Annotated in this window: 15 protein-coding genes; 8 read left to right on the forward strand and 7 right to left on the reverse strand. The window is 48.7% G+C overall.

The genetic code is table 11. The features are described from left to right. Positions 1-51: 51 nt before the first annotated feature. The gene (gene fabG, locus NC996_RS07325) at positions 52-816 is read right to left on the reverse strand and encodes a 3-oxoacyl-[acyl-carrier-protein] reductase (protein ID WP_190411704.1); all 765 of its coding nucleotides are present in this window, start codon (positions 814-816) and stop codon (positions 52-54) included. Positions 817-957: 141 nt separating this feature from the next. On the opposite strand from fabG, the gene trxA reads away from it, so the two are divergent. Then, positions 958-1,275: a thioredoxin gene (gene trxA, locus NC996_RS07330; RefSeq protein ID WP_190411703.1), complete on the forward strand. Its 318-nt coding sequence runs from the start codon at positions 958-960 to the stop codon at positions 1,273-1,275. 451 nt (positions 1,276-1,726) lie between these two features. Here the strand turns inward: trxA and psb29 are convergent, their stop codons facing one another. Continuing rightward, the gene (gene psb29, locus NC996_RS07335; RefSeq protein ID WP_190425383.1) at positions 1,727-2,464 is read right to left on the reverse strand and encodes a photosystem II biogenesis protein Psp29; all 738 of its coding nucleotides are present in this window, start codon (positions 2,462-2,464) and stop codon (positions 1,727-1,729) included. Positions 2,465-2,681: 217 nt separating this feature from the next. Here psb29 and NC996_RS07340 point away from each other — a divergent pair, with 217 nt between their 5' ends. Then, positions 2,682-3,296 carry a chromophore lyase CpcT/CpeT gene (locus tag NC996_RS07340; RefSeq protein ID WP_190432344.1) on the forward strand — a complete coding sequence of 205 codons (615 nt, stop codon included), beginning with the start codon at positions 2,682-2,684 and terminating at the stop codon, positions 3,294-3,296. 50 nt (positions 3,297-3,346) lie between these two features. Here the strand turns inward: NC996_RS07340 and NC996_RS07345 are convergent, their stop codons facing one another. The 3 genes from NC996_RS07345 to hemF form a co-directional block, all read right to left on the reverse strand. Continuing rightward, positions 3,347-3,715 (reverse strand): STAS domain-containing protein, encoded by a 369-nt coding sequence (locus NC996_RS07345; protein ID WP_190411700.1) that lies wholly within the window; start codon positions 3,713-3,715, stop codon positions 3,347-3,349. A gap of 262 nt (positions 3,716-3,977) precedes the next feature. Then, entirely contained in the window at positions 3,978-4,400 is a 423-nt protein-coding gene (locus NC996_RS07350; RefSeq protein WP_190425388.1) for an anti-sigma factor antagonist, read from the reverse strand. Between the two features lie 74 nt (positions 4,401-4,474). Next, positions 4,475-5,521 carry an oxygen-dependent coproporphyrinogen oxidase gene (hemF, locus tag NC996_RS07355; protein WP_190425390.1) on the reverse strand — a complete coding sequence of 349 codons (1,047 nt, stop codon included), beginning with the start codon at positions 5,519-5,521 and terminating at the stop codon, positions 4,475-4,477. A gap of 365 nt (positions 5,522-5,886) precedes the next feature. On the opposite strand from hemF, the gene NC996_RS07360 reads away from it, so the two are divergent. The 5 genes from NC996_RS07360 to NC996_RS07380 all read left to right on the forward strand — a co-directional run bounded on the left by NC996_RS07360 (position 5,887) and on the right by NC996_RS07380 (position 10,119). After that, positions 5,887-6,378, forward strand: coding sequence for an SRPBCC family protein (locus tag NC996_RS07360; RefSeq protein WP_190411696.1), 492 nt, complete (start codon positions 5,887-5,889; stop codon positions 6,376-6,378). Between the two features lie 273 nt (positions 6,379-6,651). Beyond that, the gene (locus NC996_RS07365) at positions 6,652-7,716 is read left to right on the forward strand and encodes an Mrp/NBP35 family ATP-binding protein (protein WP_190689979.1); all 1,065 of its coding nucleotides are present in this window, start codon (positions 6,652-6,654) and stop codon (positions 7,714-7,716) included. A 70-nt stretch (positions 7,717-7,786) separates the two neighbouring features. Continuing rightward, positions 7,787-9,040, forward strand: coding sequence for a rod shape-determining protein RodA (gene rodA / locus NC996_RS07370; protein ID WP_190411694.1), 1,254 nt, complete (start codon positions 7,787-7,789; stop codon positions 9,038-9,040). Between the two features lie 97 nt (positions 9,041-9,137). Beyond that, positions 9,138-9,335: an NAD(P)H dehydrogenase subunit NdhS gene (locus tag NC996_RS07375; RefSeq protein ID WP_190411693.1), complete on the forward strand. Its 198-nt coding sequence runs from the start codon at positions 9,138-9,140 to the stop codon at positions 9,333-9,335. Positions 9,336-9,450: 115 nt separating this feature from the next. After that, the gene (locus NC996_RS07380; RefSeq protein ID WP_190411692.1) at positions 9,451-10,119 is read left to right on the forward strand and encodes an HAS-barrel domain-containing protein; all 669 of its coding nucleotides are present in this window, start codon (positions 9,451-9,453) and stop codon (positions 10,117-10,119) included. A 51-nt stretch (positions 10,120-10,170) separates the two neighbouring features. Here NC996_RS07380 and NC996_RS07385 read toward each other — a convergent pair whose 3' ends face one another. After that, on the reverse strand, positions 10,171-10,350 hold the full coding sequence (locus NC996_RS07385) for a hypothetical protein (protein ID WP_190411691.1): 180 nt from the start codon (positions 10,348-10,350) through the stop codon (positions 10,171-10,173). 59 nt (positions 10,351-10,409) lie between these two features. Here NC996_RS07385 and NC996_RS07390 point away from each other — a divergent pair, with 59 nt between their 5' ends. Further along, positions 10,410-12,527, forward strand: a complete 2,118-nt coding sequence (locus NC996_RS07390) for a cation:proton antiporter (protein WP_190425425.1) — start codon at positions 10,410-10,412, stop codon at positions 12,525-12,527. Positions 12,528-12,654: 127 nt separating this feature from the next. On the opposite strand, the gene NC996_RS07395 is transcribed toward NC996_RS07390, so the two are convergent. Next, positions 12,655-13,113: a hypothetical protein gene (locus NC996_RS07395; protein ID WP_190411690.1), complete on the reverse strand. Its 459-nt coding sequence runs from the start codon at positions 13,111-13,113 to the stop codon at positions 12,655-12,657. Positions 13,114-13,199 lie beyond the last annotated feature (86 nt).

Raw genomic sequence — 13,199 nt, forward strand, 5'->3', positions numbered from 1 at the left:
CGACCGCGAGGAGAGCGTCACTACGCTCACAGTCCTCTGCCGCTATGGTCGCTATGCCATCACCATACCGCCGTCCACATTGAGCGTTTGACCCGTGATATAGGCGGCAGCCGGATCGGCGGCTAGGAATCGAACTAAACCAGCAACCTCCTCTGGTTGACCGTAACGACCGAGGGGGATGAATTTTAAGATTTCCTCTGATTTGATATTGCTCGTCATATCGGTGGCGATAAATCCAGGGGCAACAGCATTGACTGTAATGCCGCGAGTGGCGAGTTCTTTGGCGACGGTTTTTGTAAATCCAATCACTCCCGCTTTGGCAGCGCTGTAGTTTGCCTGACCGGGGTTGCCCATCTGACCGGCAACGGATGAAATATTAATAATGCGCCCGGAGCGTTGCTTCAGCATCACCTTACTGATAGCTCGCGTACACAAAAAGACGCCAGTGAGGTTAAGGTCAATCACGGCTTGCCAATCTTCCGGCTTCATCCGCAACAACAGGGTATCGCGGGTAATTCCAGCATTATTCACCAAGACATCAACGCGCTTCCACTTCTCCATCACGGTGTTCAGGAGGGCGTCTACTTGATCGGCTTTGGATACGTCTGCTTGGAGGGCGATCGCACTACCGCCTGCTGCGGTAATTTCACTCACGACTTCTTCGGCTGCTCCACTAGAACTGGCATAGTTAATCGCTACACTGGCTCCCTCAGATGCCAATTCTAGGGCGATCGCTCGACCAATTCCTCGTGAAGCGCCGGTAACGATGGCAACCTGTCCGCGCAATCTTTGCTGGCTCTCTGGCAATGCTTCCATCAATAAATTCCTCTCGATCCGTTATGAACGCGGTTATTTAACTGCGCTAACGATCTTAGGTCGATTCGTACCTCGGACTGAACGAATCAATACTCCAAAAGATTACGATTGTCGTGAAAGAGCAGAAAACACTTTGATCGCATGGCAACTAAAAAGCAGTTCAACAATTTTCAAGAGTTACTGTCTGGGTCTGAAAAGCCAGTGTTGGTGGATTTTTACGCGACTTGGTGCGGTCCTTGTCAGATGATGGTCCCGATCCTGGAGCAGGTAAGCGCCCAGATGAACGAACGGTTACAGGTTGTAAAAATTGATACGGATAAATATCCAAACTTGGCGAGCCAATATCAAATTCACGCCCTACCAACGTTGGTTTTATTTAAAAATAGTCAGGTAGTTGAGCGCATTGAGGGTGTGCTGACAGCTCCACAACTCATCCAGCGCCTAGAAGCGTTGGTTTAAGGCTACATCGGCAGTATCTGGGTGTAACCAATAGCTCTCTTTGGTGAAAGCATCCGGAGCTGCTGACGAGCGCGGACGCAGATATTTACGGGAACTCATATCTTGCCGCCTTCTGAGTCAGCTGCCAAACCAGCCCGGAACTTGACTTCCGGGCTAATCTTTCAACTTGGTGCATATCTCGGAAAGCTGGGAGAAGTGCTGCGAAGGGAGGCTGCATTTTTACCGCCGAGATGCCAAACCGAAATTCATTTCTGGAGAGCAGTTGGTAATCTACAAAGCTAAAGAAAGCGAACCCTTAAATCAGTTGCCAATAGTCATTAGTTTGTTGCTAATGACTATTGGCAAATGACTAAAGACCCATTACCACTTACGGATGTTTAGCCCATCAAAAGGGAATCGGATGAGCGATCGCTATCATACGGAAGGCTTTCTCAGCTTCAACACAAGTTGCCTAGTCTTGAGAAGTGCCTGGAGCAACGCTTGATTCTGGAGAACTATTGGGAGGAGCCACCACAACCCCTTTATCCCCACGTTGCTCGCGTTTTTTTCGATCTGCTTTTAGCATATCTTCCATAGCCAGCTGCATTTGAGCCATTTTCTCCAAATTGCTGCGATACAGCTCTAGGTCTTTGAGTAATTTATCTTCTGGCAGGTTTAAGGCATTACAGATTTGCTTGAGCGCCTCAATCCGCTGCTTTTCGTCTTTTACCAAATCGGAATCTGCTACTTCCAGCAGCGTAAATAAACCAATCGCGAACAAACGGCTGTACTTAAACGGAGAATTGTTAGCGATCGCCTGCACAGCAGCGTGCAAGTCATCAGCGCCGTGACTAGGAGCCGTTGGGTTTAACCAGGCAACGATATCCTTCCCACCCAGACGCATGGCTAATTCTTCCAGCCGCTGGGCATCCTGCTTGTACTGTTGCGGCTCGTTCTCGACTGCTCGACAGAGGGCTTCAAAAATCGGTTCTTTATCTCGTTCTGGTCGATAGCCTTGCATGAAGCGGTTAAAGGATGTCACCACGCCCAATGCATAAATGGGGTCGTAGCGAAAGTCCACATTGACCGAAAGCAAGTGCATTTCCACCATCAACTCTTCTACCACCCGCCGGTAGATGGAGTTAATGGGGCGGGTGTGTAGGGTATAGAAAGTTCTTTTGGTGTCTGATACAGTGCGGACGTTATTCACCGGAAAATTTTAAGTTTGAGGGCGATGTAAACTCATTGTCACAGCTTTTGGACACCTTTGCCAAGGCAATGTCTTGTAGAGACTCTCGGCGATACAATGCCGGGGATCGCAGAAATTATTCATTGGTAATTGGGAAAAGGGTCTTAGAAGTTAGAGATACGCCTTCCTTATCCTAAATTCCGATTGCTGATTACCCATTATCGATTAGCCATTCCCAATGACTTTTTCTCCTGAACTAACGCTCCTGGCTCAATATATAGCTGGAGAATTTGAGAATTCAGAACAAGCGACAAGAGAACCCGCTTGGTACGTAAACCTCCGCCTTTGGCTGCGACCCGTACCGCTGTTTGCAGAAGATAGCCTCACCCTGTTTGCAGAGCAAGCGAACATCCTGCAACTGGATCGTCCCTATCGTCCTCGGATTCTGCGCCTGCGCCACAGCGACACCTCTCAAGCCTCGCTGATGGTGCAATACTATATGCTGAAAGATCCCGATCGGGTCAGAGGTGCCGGTCAAAATCCAGCCTTGCTGAAGACGCTTATACCAGAACAGATGGAACTTCTCCCCGGCTGTACCCTCGCCGTCATTCAGCAACCCTTACCTCAAAATACCTATAACTTTTCTACCGCACCCGCGACTGATGCCCCCTGCTGTTTTACCTATCAAGGAGAAACTTACCAGGTTTCTTTAGGGTTTGAGGCGCGGCATCAAGAATTTAGAAGCTATGACAAGGGAATTGACCCCCAAACAGGCAGAGCCATCTGGGGGGCACTGCTTGGCCCCTATATTTTCACTAAGCGCGAAGATTTTTCCGCTGAGCTAGCAATTTGAAATCTTTTGTCCTTAGTTAAGGACGATTGACTGCATAACTCATGAATAATTTAGCTGACCATGCTGCGAGGCACTCCTTCAAGAGCCTCTTCCTCGGTTTCAAAAATTTCAAACACCGAATCCATCATGGTGACTTCAAAAACGAGTTTTGCCTCTGGATGGACGTTACATATGCGGAAACTGCCTTTTACTTTGTCAGCATCTCGCATTCCTGCCACCAAGGATGTTAGACCAGAGCTGTCAATAAAATTAACTTGACCGAGATTCACAACTACGTGGCGACTGAGTTTGGAAATACATTCCTGCAACTTCAGACGAAACTGCCATGCGGTTGTAATATCCAGGCGTCCAGTGGGGGCTAAGACGATGACTGTCGTCCCGTCTTGAGTCGTATGTGTTCTCTGATCGATATGAATCACCAAGACCTCCTTGCTCCGGAAGCTCCGTCTATATTTAATATCTAGATAGGAGCCGCATTTTACTACGATTGCTCCCATGATTTGAGCTTTCAGTAGTCTAACTCTAACTTAGAGATTAGAGCTACCAAAAATTCAGCTCGCCTAATCTTAAAGCAAAGCTTGAAAAAAATTACATTAAATTCGGCTTCTAGCAGACTGGATTGGCGCGATCGCCCATTAAGATAGCACTCAGAATCATACAGGTAGAAGATTCCAGTGTTACTCACAACTCTGCTTCAATATCCGGAAAAAAGGGATCGCCTCCTCTTCTAGGGGAGAGGATGGTTCCAGGGGCATCCGGGGGGTTGAAGCAGTCGTTACAGTTCTCGTAGATTTCTAATACCGAATCCATCATGGTGATTTCCAGCACCACCTTGGCGGCTGGAAGCAGATTGCAAAGGCGGAAACTCCCGTTTACCTTATCCGCATCTCGCATCCCTGCCACCAATGAGGTGAGACCAGAACTATCAATAAAATTCACTCTCCCAAGATTTACGACCACATGACGACTGAGTGTATAAAGACTCTCTTGTAATTTCACGCGAAATTGCAAAGCTGTGGTGATATCCAGCCGTCCTGTTGGTGTCAAAACGATAATCTTCGTGCCGTTTTGGGTCGTGTATGTTTTCTGGTCGATGTGAAGCACGAACACTCACCTCTAAAGATGGGCAAGTATATCAACCGGGTGCGATGAGAGCGGGATTTTTCCCGTAGTCTAACTCAGACCGGCGATTCCGAGGGAGGTGTCCAGTTTGCCCAATCTTGTGGCTTTAAGAAAGTTTCATAAAGCTCGGCTTCTGGGGTGTTCGGTTCGGGTTGATAGCCATATTCCCAGCGAACTAGAGGCGGTAAAGACATCAAAATTGACTCAGTGCGCCCGTTCGTCTGAAGACCAAAAATGGTGCCTCGGTCGTAAACGAGGTTAAATTCCACATAGCGACCGCGACGATATAGCTGGAAATTCCGCTGGCGATCGCTATATTCCATCTTTTGCCGCCGCTCGGCAATGGGAACGTAAGCCGGTAAAAATGTCTGACCGCAATGCTGCACAAAAGCGAACAAATCTTCCCAGTTGCGAGGCTCTGGCGTACCCACTTGGTTGCTGTAAACAGCTGCTGGTCCATCGGCGTGCGGGCCGCGATACAAGGCTCCCTGACCATCTTGATAGTCAAAGAAGAGTCCTCCAACGCCCCGCGTTTCTTGGCGGTGCTTCAGATAAAAATATTCATCGCACCAGAGTTTAAACGTGGGGTAATACTCTGGGTGGTGAGCATCACAGGCTTGCTTTAAAGTGCGGTGAAATTGAGCGACATCTTCTGCAAACGGGTAGTAAGGGGTTAAATCGATCCCACCGCCAAACCACCAAACTGGCCCTGCCTCAAAGTAGCGATAATTGAGGTGAACTGTGGGGACGTAGGGATTGCGCGGATGCAAGACCATTGAGGTGCCAGTCGCATAAAAGCCGTGCCCAGCCGCCTCCGGGCGTTGCGCCAGAATCGACGGAGGTAACTGTTGACCCCAGACTTCAGAAAAATTAACGCCACCCTGTTCAAAAACTGCGCCCTCGCGGAGGACGCGGGAACGACCGCCGCCGCCTTCTTCTCGTTCCCAGGCATCTTGTTGAAATTTCCCAACTCCATCCAGTTGTTCCAAACCTTCGCAGATTTGGTCTTGCAGCTGCTGCATAAACTGGCTGACCCTAGCTTTCGAGTCATCTGGGGGCAAAACCTTAGCAGAAGTAGTTACGTCCGTCTGAAAAGCTGTCATAATCTCAAGTCAATATTGTTCACAAAAGCGATTGGGAAAGAAAAAAGGTATTGAATTGAATAAATCGGGATGGGAGTTCGCCTGAGTTCACCCAGGATACCGGCTTGTACGGGCGCGATCGCTTGTACCACGTCAGCTTGCTTTTCGGGGTGAGGGTGAGCCGCTTTGATCGGGTCAAAGCACTCAACTCTATGCGATCGCAGGGGAACTTACAGCCTATCTTAAATCGGGTCTGCTGAACCCAAGCAGCAAGTTGAATAAAGCGTCTACAGGCTATCGAAATATCCTACAGGGGGATGCTACCTAATGATCCCAGGGATTAAAGTAATAAGTTCCCTTGAAGACTTGGTGCGAGGAGGAGTGTTGTGATTCTCAATTTTTCCTTAAAGTTTATCGCTGGTCGAGAGGGTTTTTCCTTTAAGTTTTCCCTGGTTCGGACTTACCGCGCCGTTAGTTCTGCTTCGGTGGATGTCCTCTGGCAAAAATTAATCAATATTGGCGATGTATCCTGGCATCCTCTACTTGCCAGCACCAATGTCCCCAGCGGGTTGATTGCCAAACCGGGATTGATTTACAAGGTAGTCACGCGCTGGCTACCTATTCCCATCCGGGTTTTTGTTGAGCGTGTCCGTCCCTGTGAGTTACTCAGTGTGAGAATGCTGGCAATCCCAGGAGTTGAGAAACGGGTGACGTACCAGGTAGAATCGACGGTCTGCGGCACGTATGTATCTTATTCAGTGACGTTGCGCGGTTGGTTGTCACCTTTAATTTGGTGGATGATTGGGTCTTACTCAGCTCGTGTTGCCACTGAATTAGCCCAAGCTGCCGAACAGGTGGGTTTACAAGCTCAAGGCTAGAAACTAGAGAGGACTGAGGACTGAGGGCTGAGGACTGAGGGCTGAGGGCTGAGGGCTGAGGGCTGAGAACTGAGAATACAGGTTTCAGGAGAGGGGGAGAGGCAAATAGAGGGAGTTATCAATTAGTAATTAGTAATTAACAATCTAAATTTAGACCCTGAACTGCATAGCGCGATCGCGTCAAACAAACCGTTAAGATACTTGAAGAGAGAGAACCCCGATCGTTTTGTCCCAGGTGCAATATCTGGGATAAGGAATGCAAGTAACCTAGTTATGCTCGATGCCAGCTCAGTTTTAGAAGTATTGCGACCCGTGCAAGATCCCGAACTCCGCAAGAGTTTGGTCGAGTTGAACATGATTCGCAATGTGCAAATTGACTCCGGAAAAGTCAGCTTCACTCTGGTGCTGACGACACCTGCCTGTCCACTACGCCAGTTCATCGTGGAAGAGTGCGAACAGGCACTCAAGAAAAATTTGCCAGAAGTGACAGATGTCGTGGTAGATGTCACCGCTGAGACACCCCAACAAAAGTCGCTTCCGGATCGCGCCGGAATTGCTGGTGTAAAGAATATCATCGCGATTTCTAGTGGCAAGGGCGGTGTGGGCAAAAGTACTGTAGCGGTGAATGTGGCAGTGGCTTTAGCACATTTAGGAGCTAAAGTCGGTCTGATTGATGCGGATATTTATGGGCCTAATGACCCGACAATGCTGGGATTGCCAGACGCCAAGGTAAGCGTGCGGCAAGGTGCTAATGGTGAAGAGTTGGAACCGGCTTTTAACTACGGCGTCAAATTAGTTTCAATGGGGTTTTTGATTGATAAGGATCAGCCGGTGATCTGGCGGGGACCCATGCTGAATGGAATTATTCGCCAGTTTCTCTACCAAGTACAGTGGGGGGAACTGGATTATTTGATTGTAGATATGCCTCCCGGCACTGGAGATGCCCAGTTAACGCTAGCGCAAGCGGTGCCAATGGCTGGGGTAGTCATTGTAACGACGCCGCAGACGGTGGCTTTGTTGGATTCGCGTAAGGGCTTGAGGATGTTCCAGCAGTTGGGAGTATCCGTGTTGGGAATGGTGGAAAATATGAGTTATTTTATTCCGCCGGATATGCCTGATAAGCAATATGACATTTTTGGCTCTGGAGGCGGTGAAAAGATGGCGCAAGAACTCGGCGTGCCGTTGCTGGGCTGCGTACCGCTAGAAATGCCCGTGCGAGAGGGGGGCGATGCAGGAGTGCCGATTGTGGTTGCCGATCCAGAGTCGGCTTCTGCGAAAGCGCTGATGGCGATCGCTCAAGCGATCGCTGGCAAAGTTTCTGTCGCTGCCTTAACTTAAGAAAAATTAAAAAGGTAAAGTAAAAATTTGCCTTTTTAATTTTTAACTTTTAATTTTTAATTGTTTAGCAATGTTGCATAAGTCACTAACTGGTTTTCGCTGGCGATCGCTGCTCTCCCCTTGGCAAGAGGTAGATTGGCTGCTATTGGGACTGATTGTTGGACTCACCATTTTTGGAGGTGTGATGATCCGCAGTGCCGAACTTAACCAGGGATTGACCGACTGGTGGTGGCACTGGCTGGTGGGCCTCATTGGGCTGATATTGGCGATGTTTATCGCGCGATCGCGTTACGAGAACCTGCTCCAGTGGCACTGGATTCTTTATGGCATTACCAACTTGTCCCTGATCGCGGTGATGATTATTGGTACCAGCGCCAAAGGTGCCCAAAGATGGATTACTATCGGCGACTTTAACATTCAACCCTCTGAATTTGCCAAATTAGGGGTGATTATCACCCTGGCTGCTATTCTACATGCTCGACCCGCCTCCACGATTCCCGCTGTTTTGAGAGCTTTGGGCGTGACTGCGGTTCCCTGGATTTTAGTATTTGTGCAGCCCGACCTAGGAACCTCCTTGGTGTTTGGAGCGATCGTGCTGGGTATGCTCTACTGGGGGAATGCCAATCCCGGCTGGCTAATACTCCTAGCTTCTCCAGTGATTTCAGCTATCTTGTTTAACGTATTTATGCCCGGATGGTTCATCTGGACGGCAATCATGGGCATTATTGGTTGGCGCACCTTACCGTGGCCGTTGTCGGGTGCCATTGGAGCGATTGTCGTCAACTTGGTGGGAGGCGAGTTAGGGCAAATCTTCTGGGGAGTTTTGAAAGACTATCAAAAAGACAGATTGATTTTGTTCCTTAACCCGGATCTAGACCCCCTCGGCGGCGGATACCACCTGATCCAATCTCGTATTGCCATTGGTGCAGGCGAACTTTGGGGACGAGGGCTTCACAAGGGAACCCAAACCCAACTTAACTTTATTCCGGAACAGCACACTGACTTCATTTTCTCTGCCATTGGTGAAGAATTCGGACTTGCAGGCAGTTTCTTTCTGCTATTTATCTTTTGGTTGATCTGCCTGCGCTTGGTGATTATTGCCCAAAATGCCAAAGACAACTTTGGATCTTTATTAGCAATTGGCGTCTTATCGATGATTGTGTTTCAGGTGGTCGTTAACCTAGGCATGACGATGGGACTTGCACCCGTAACCGGCATTCCCCTTCCCTGGGTTAGTTATGGTCGTTCGGCGATGTTGAAGAATTTTTTGGCGCTGGGGATTGTAGAGTCTGTAGCAAATTATCGACACCGATTGAAGTTTTAGCTTTTTGTCATTCGTTATAGGTCGCTGGTTTGACCTATGACGAATGACAGCTAACTGCTATTAAGCTAATAAATGAAAACTTAACCGAGAAAAAATCATGATTCTGCCTGGAGCGGTCGTTCAAGTAAAGAACACTAACGATATCTACTACGGCTATAAAGGGCTAGTCCAACGGGTTGGCGAGGGAAAGGCAGCAGTCCTATTTGAAGGGGGAAATTGGGATAAACTCGTCACCTTCCAACTATCAGAATTAGAACTTGCAGAGACAACAGCAGGTCGCAAAAAAGCAAAATAAGATTGGAAAAAAGTAATTGGTAATTAGTCATGCTTCAAAGTTCATGGTTTTTACCTAAAGAAACATGAACGACTAATTACCGATTACCCATTACCGATTACCCATTACCAAAAATATGCGACTTCCCCTGCCACAGTTTGCCACAGGCGATCGCCCCGCCAACCATATTGCTGAGGTGATTGAGACGGCAACGACTGAATTCCTGGCACAGTGTCTCGATCCAGAAGACTTGAGCTTCCCTGTCATGCCAGCCTTTGGCAGTTGGGTCAAAGCTACGGATGAAGAGTCGGGAAATCTCGTCTTTGCTGTTGTTTATCATGCGGCGACCAGTCCCATTGATTCCATTCACCGCGCAAGAGCCTTGGGGCTATCATTGCAGGAACTGCGAGAGCAGCAACCCCAAATATTTGCCATGCTGAAAACCGAGTTCCGCGCCGCTATTGTTGGTTTTGAAGCTACCCATCAAGGGGTCAATGGTTCTAAGCGCCTGGGTGGAACGATTTATCAGTACCTGCCGCCTCGTCCGCCGCAAATTCATCAAGCGGTTTACCAGTGCGAACCGGAGGAAATTGTTCACTTCAGCGAACAGATGGATTTCTTAAGAACCTTATTGCAGGTCATGGGTGCGCCGGTGGAGGCGCTGATTGCAGCAGCGATTCGAGAAATTTATCAACTACGCAAGGCTGACCGTGACTGGTTAGTGCAGGCAGGACGAACCCTCAGCGTCCTTCTCAAGGACGACTACGACCGCTTGAGGTATATTTTGAGCCAAATCCGTTTATAGGCAGCGGATGCCCTAGAAACTTAACGCCTAAAAATTAAAGGTGTCTTGTCCTCAAAATATCCGTCCTTCGCGCTTAGGGCGCAAAAACTTCTGTAACTCTACTTCCATTGGGGCACCCCGTAGATCCAAAATATATTCATCTACTGCACCCAGCACCCCTATTTCTTTAGGGTAGGGCGCAAAAAACGGTTTTTCTGTAGGATGTCTCCAGTGATACCACCATGTTTTCAAAAGTCAGCATCGCTGACTTTTGCAAGCATCGCTTCAAACTCATCTCCAAGCCGCTGTTTATGGAACCGATTTTGCATGTGTTCCGAGAGGAACCAATTGTTCCCTTCGCTCTTTTGCTAGTAGTCATCTTGACCGTGCCCATCCTTTTTGAGCGGCTGCGACTGCCAGGACTGGTTGGTTTGCTGGTAGCGGGAGTGGTTCTTGGGCCTAATGGGTTGCAGCTGCTTCAGAAAGAATCAGAGACGATGAAGCTGCTATCAGATATCGGGTTAGTTTACCTGATGTTTGTGGCAGGGCTAGAAGTTGACATTGAACAGTTCCGCAAAACGAAGCATCGCTCTGCCGGTTTTGGCACGTTTACCTTTTTAGTGCCCCTAATTATGGGAACAATCGTGGGGCGTGTATTCAACTTTGACTGGAACGCTTCAATTTTGATTGGCTCTCTGTTTGCCTCCCATACTCTCTTGGCTTACCCGATTGTGAGCCGTCTCGGCGTTGTAGGGAACGAAGCCGTCACGGTGACAATTGGAGCGACCATCTTCACTGATGTTGGCGCTCTACTGGTATTGGCTGTTTGTGTGGGAATTCATGGGGGTGACTTCACGGTTGTGAAGCTACTCACCCTTTTTGGTTCTTTGATTGTCTACTCTGCCGTCATTTTGTTTGGCTTTGACTGGGTGGGTCGAGAGTTTTTCCGGCGCACTGGGCAAGAAGAAGGCAATCAATTTTTATTTGTACTCTTGGCACTATTTCTCGCATCGTTGGGTGCCCAGCTAATCGGTGTGGAAAAAATTGTCGGAGCTTTCCTTGCCGGTCTGGCGGTGAATGATGTTGTGGGGGAAGGGCAAGTAAAAGAAAAGGTGGTTTTTGTCGGAAGCGTCCTGTTTATCCCCATTTTCTTTGTGGATATGGGGCTACTGATTGATATCCCAGCATTTATTAAAACGCTCAGTTCTATCTGGCTGACGCTAGCGATTGTAGTGGGTTTGATTGGTAGTAAGTTTTTAGCGGCTCTGTTGGCTAAATTTGTCTACCGCTACAACTGGCGCGAGATGCTCGTGATGTGGTCGCTGTCGCTGCCCCAGGTTGCGGCAACGCTGGCTGCTACTCTCGTCGGCTACCGGGTTGGACTACTAACGGAAGAGGTTTTAAACAGCGTTATTGTCTTAATGCTGGTGACGGCAACGCTAGGACCGTTGATTACCAGTCAGTTCGCACCCGGATTAACCGTAACGGAAGCTGAGCCACTAGAGAGCGATAAAACTCGACTGGATGGGGAAAAGGCATCGGCAAGCCATCCTTTTACAGTAGTTGTACCCGTCTACAATCCGCAAACTGAGAAGTATTTGATGGAAATGGCAGCGCTATTGGCGCGGCATGAAGCTGGACGAATTGTGCCTTTAGCGATTACGACAACCAATGCTCAGATGGACGCACCGCAAATGGAAGCTGCGTTCCAACGCAGTGAGATGCTACTTGAGCGAGCCACGGAACTCGCTGGGGAACTGGGTGTGAAAACCGAGCCGTTGCTGCGCCTAGATGACGACATTGCTCGCGGAATTAGCCGCGCTAGCCGCGAACAAAAAGCGAGTTTAATTGTGATGGGCTGGGGCAAACGGACGGGCTTCAGGGCGCGTTTGTTTGGCAATGTGATTGATAGCGTGCTGTGGGCGTCCCATTGTCCAGTTGTGGTGACACGCCTCTTGGATTCGCCTATGAATTTTCACCGCATTTTGGTGCCGGTGGAAAACTTGACGGGGCAAGGGACGCAACCGTTACGGTTTGCGAAAATTCTAGCCGATTCCAATCAAGCTCAGGTAACGTTGTTACACGTCTGCAATGCTAGAACTTCGGCAGCTAAGGTAGCGTGGACGCGATCGCAACTGTCTCTTTTAGCCTCGAAGTGGGCACCGGAGACGAACTTTGAGATTGAAGTGATTAAGCATGAGAATGTGGCGCAAGCGATTCTTAATACAGCTCGTTCGTTTGATTTGATTGTATTGCGATCGCTACGATACCGCACTGCGGGCGGTCTGGAAGTTAGCGATATCACGACCCAGCTGGTTCAACATCTCGCTTGCTCTGTGGTGCTGTTAGGGGAGCCGCAACGAACCACCACCGGCGTGCTTCTCCCCAAGCCGTCGCCAAGGGTTGCCAACGATAATGTCTTAACGTGAGTAATTCGTTTCTCACCTCTGCCCCACCCTTTCCTTGTAAGGGGTGGGGTTTGGGGTTTAGGGTTCTTATCTCAGATCCCAGAAGTATTGCCAAGGGTTGCAAACGTCCCCTGATGCGGCGTTCCCTCTAGTTACTGCCTCTCTTTTTTAGGTCTGCTTCTAAGGCTTCTAGTTGCTTCTTCTTCTGTTCGAGTTCTTGTTCTAAAGTTTGAATTTGTTCGCGACGCGCTTCCATTTCCAAATTTTTGCGAGCTAATTCCTGACTTTGTAAAGTAAGGTCTTGCCGCCAGTGTTCAGCACGTTCGGCTTCCTGCTGCAAAAAAGCGGGAGTAATACTACTTGTCAGGTACTGCTGCACTAAATCCAAAACCCAGTTTTTGGCTTCGTGAATACTTAGAATCTGCTGATTTTCGCCAAGGTCTGCCAGAACCAACAAACCTTCGCTTAAGGATGGAATCTCAGCGGCGGGAACGACAGATTCCTTCTCCACCACTGCCCAGATATTGTCAGAGGTTTGCTCAGCTAGGATTCGCAATTCCAGACTGCCCGATGATTCATTTTTTTGCACTTCGGCAAAATATCGCATTGCTATTTTGTCTTTAAATTAATAAAACTGGGCACCCTAACTTTACGGGCGTATTCTACTTTAAACAACCCTTTTCTTCTTCCCCC

This window comes from Trichocoleus sp. ST-U2 (genome assembly GCF_039961875.1).
Taxonomy (GTDB): domain Bacteria; phylum Cyanobacteriota; class Cyanobacteriia; order Cyanobacteriales; family FACHB-T130; genus FACHB-T130.

Excerpts from the sequence above, each read along its gene's own strand:
- fabG (WP_190411704.1), bottom strand. The coding sequence starts at position 816 with ATGGAAGCATTGCCAGAGAGCCAGCAAAGATTGCGCGGACAGGTTGCC.
- trxA (WP_190411703.1), top strand. The coding sequence starts at position 958 with ATGGCAACTAAAAAGCAGTTCAACAATTTTCAAGAGTTACTGTCTGGG.
- NC996_RS07340 (WP_190432344.1), top strand. The coding sequence starts at position 2,682 with ATGACTTTTTCTCCTGAACTAACGCTCCTGGCTCAATATATAGCTGGA.
- hemF (WP_190425390.1), bottom strand. The coding sequence starts at position 5,521 with ATGACAGCTTTTCAGACGGACGTAACTACTTCTGCTAAGGTTTTGCCC.
- NC996_RS07365 (WP_190689979.1), top strand. The coding sequence starts at position 6,652 with ATGCTCGATGCCAGCTCAGTTTTAGAAGTATTGCGACCCGTGCAAGAT.
- rodA (WP_190411694.1), top strand. The coding sequence starts at position 7,787 with ATGTTGCATAAGTCACTAACTGGTTTTCGCTGGCGATCGCTGCTCTCC.
- NC996_RS07375 (WP_190411693.1), top strand. The coding sequence starts at position 9,138 with ATGATTCTGCCTGGAGCGGTCGTTCAAGTAAAGAACACTAACGATATC.
- NC996_RS07380 (WP_190411692.1), top strand. The coding sequence starts at position 9,451 with ATGCGACTTCCCCTGCCACAGTTTGCCACAGGCGATCGCCCCGCCAAC.
- NC996_RS07390 (WP_190425425.1), top strand. The coding sequence starts at position 10,410 with ATGGAACCGATTTTGCATGTGTTCCGAGAGGAACCAATTGTTCCCTTC.
- NC996_RS07395 (WP_190411690.1), bottom strand. The coding sequence starts at position 13,113 with ATGCGATATTTTGCCGAAGTGCAAAAAAATGAATCATCGGGCAGTCTG.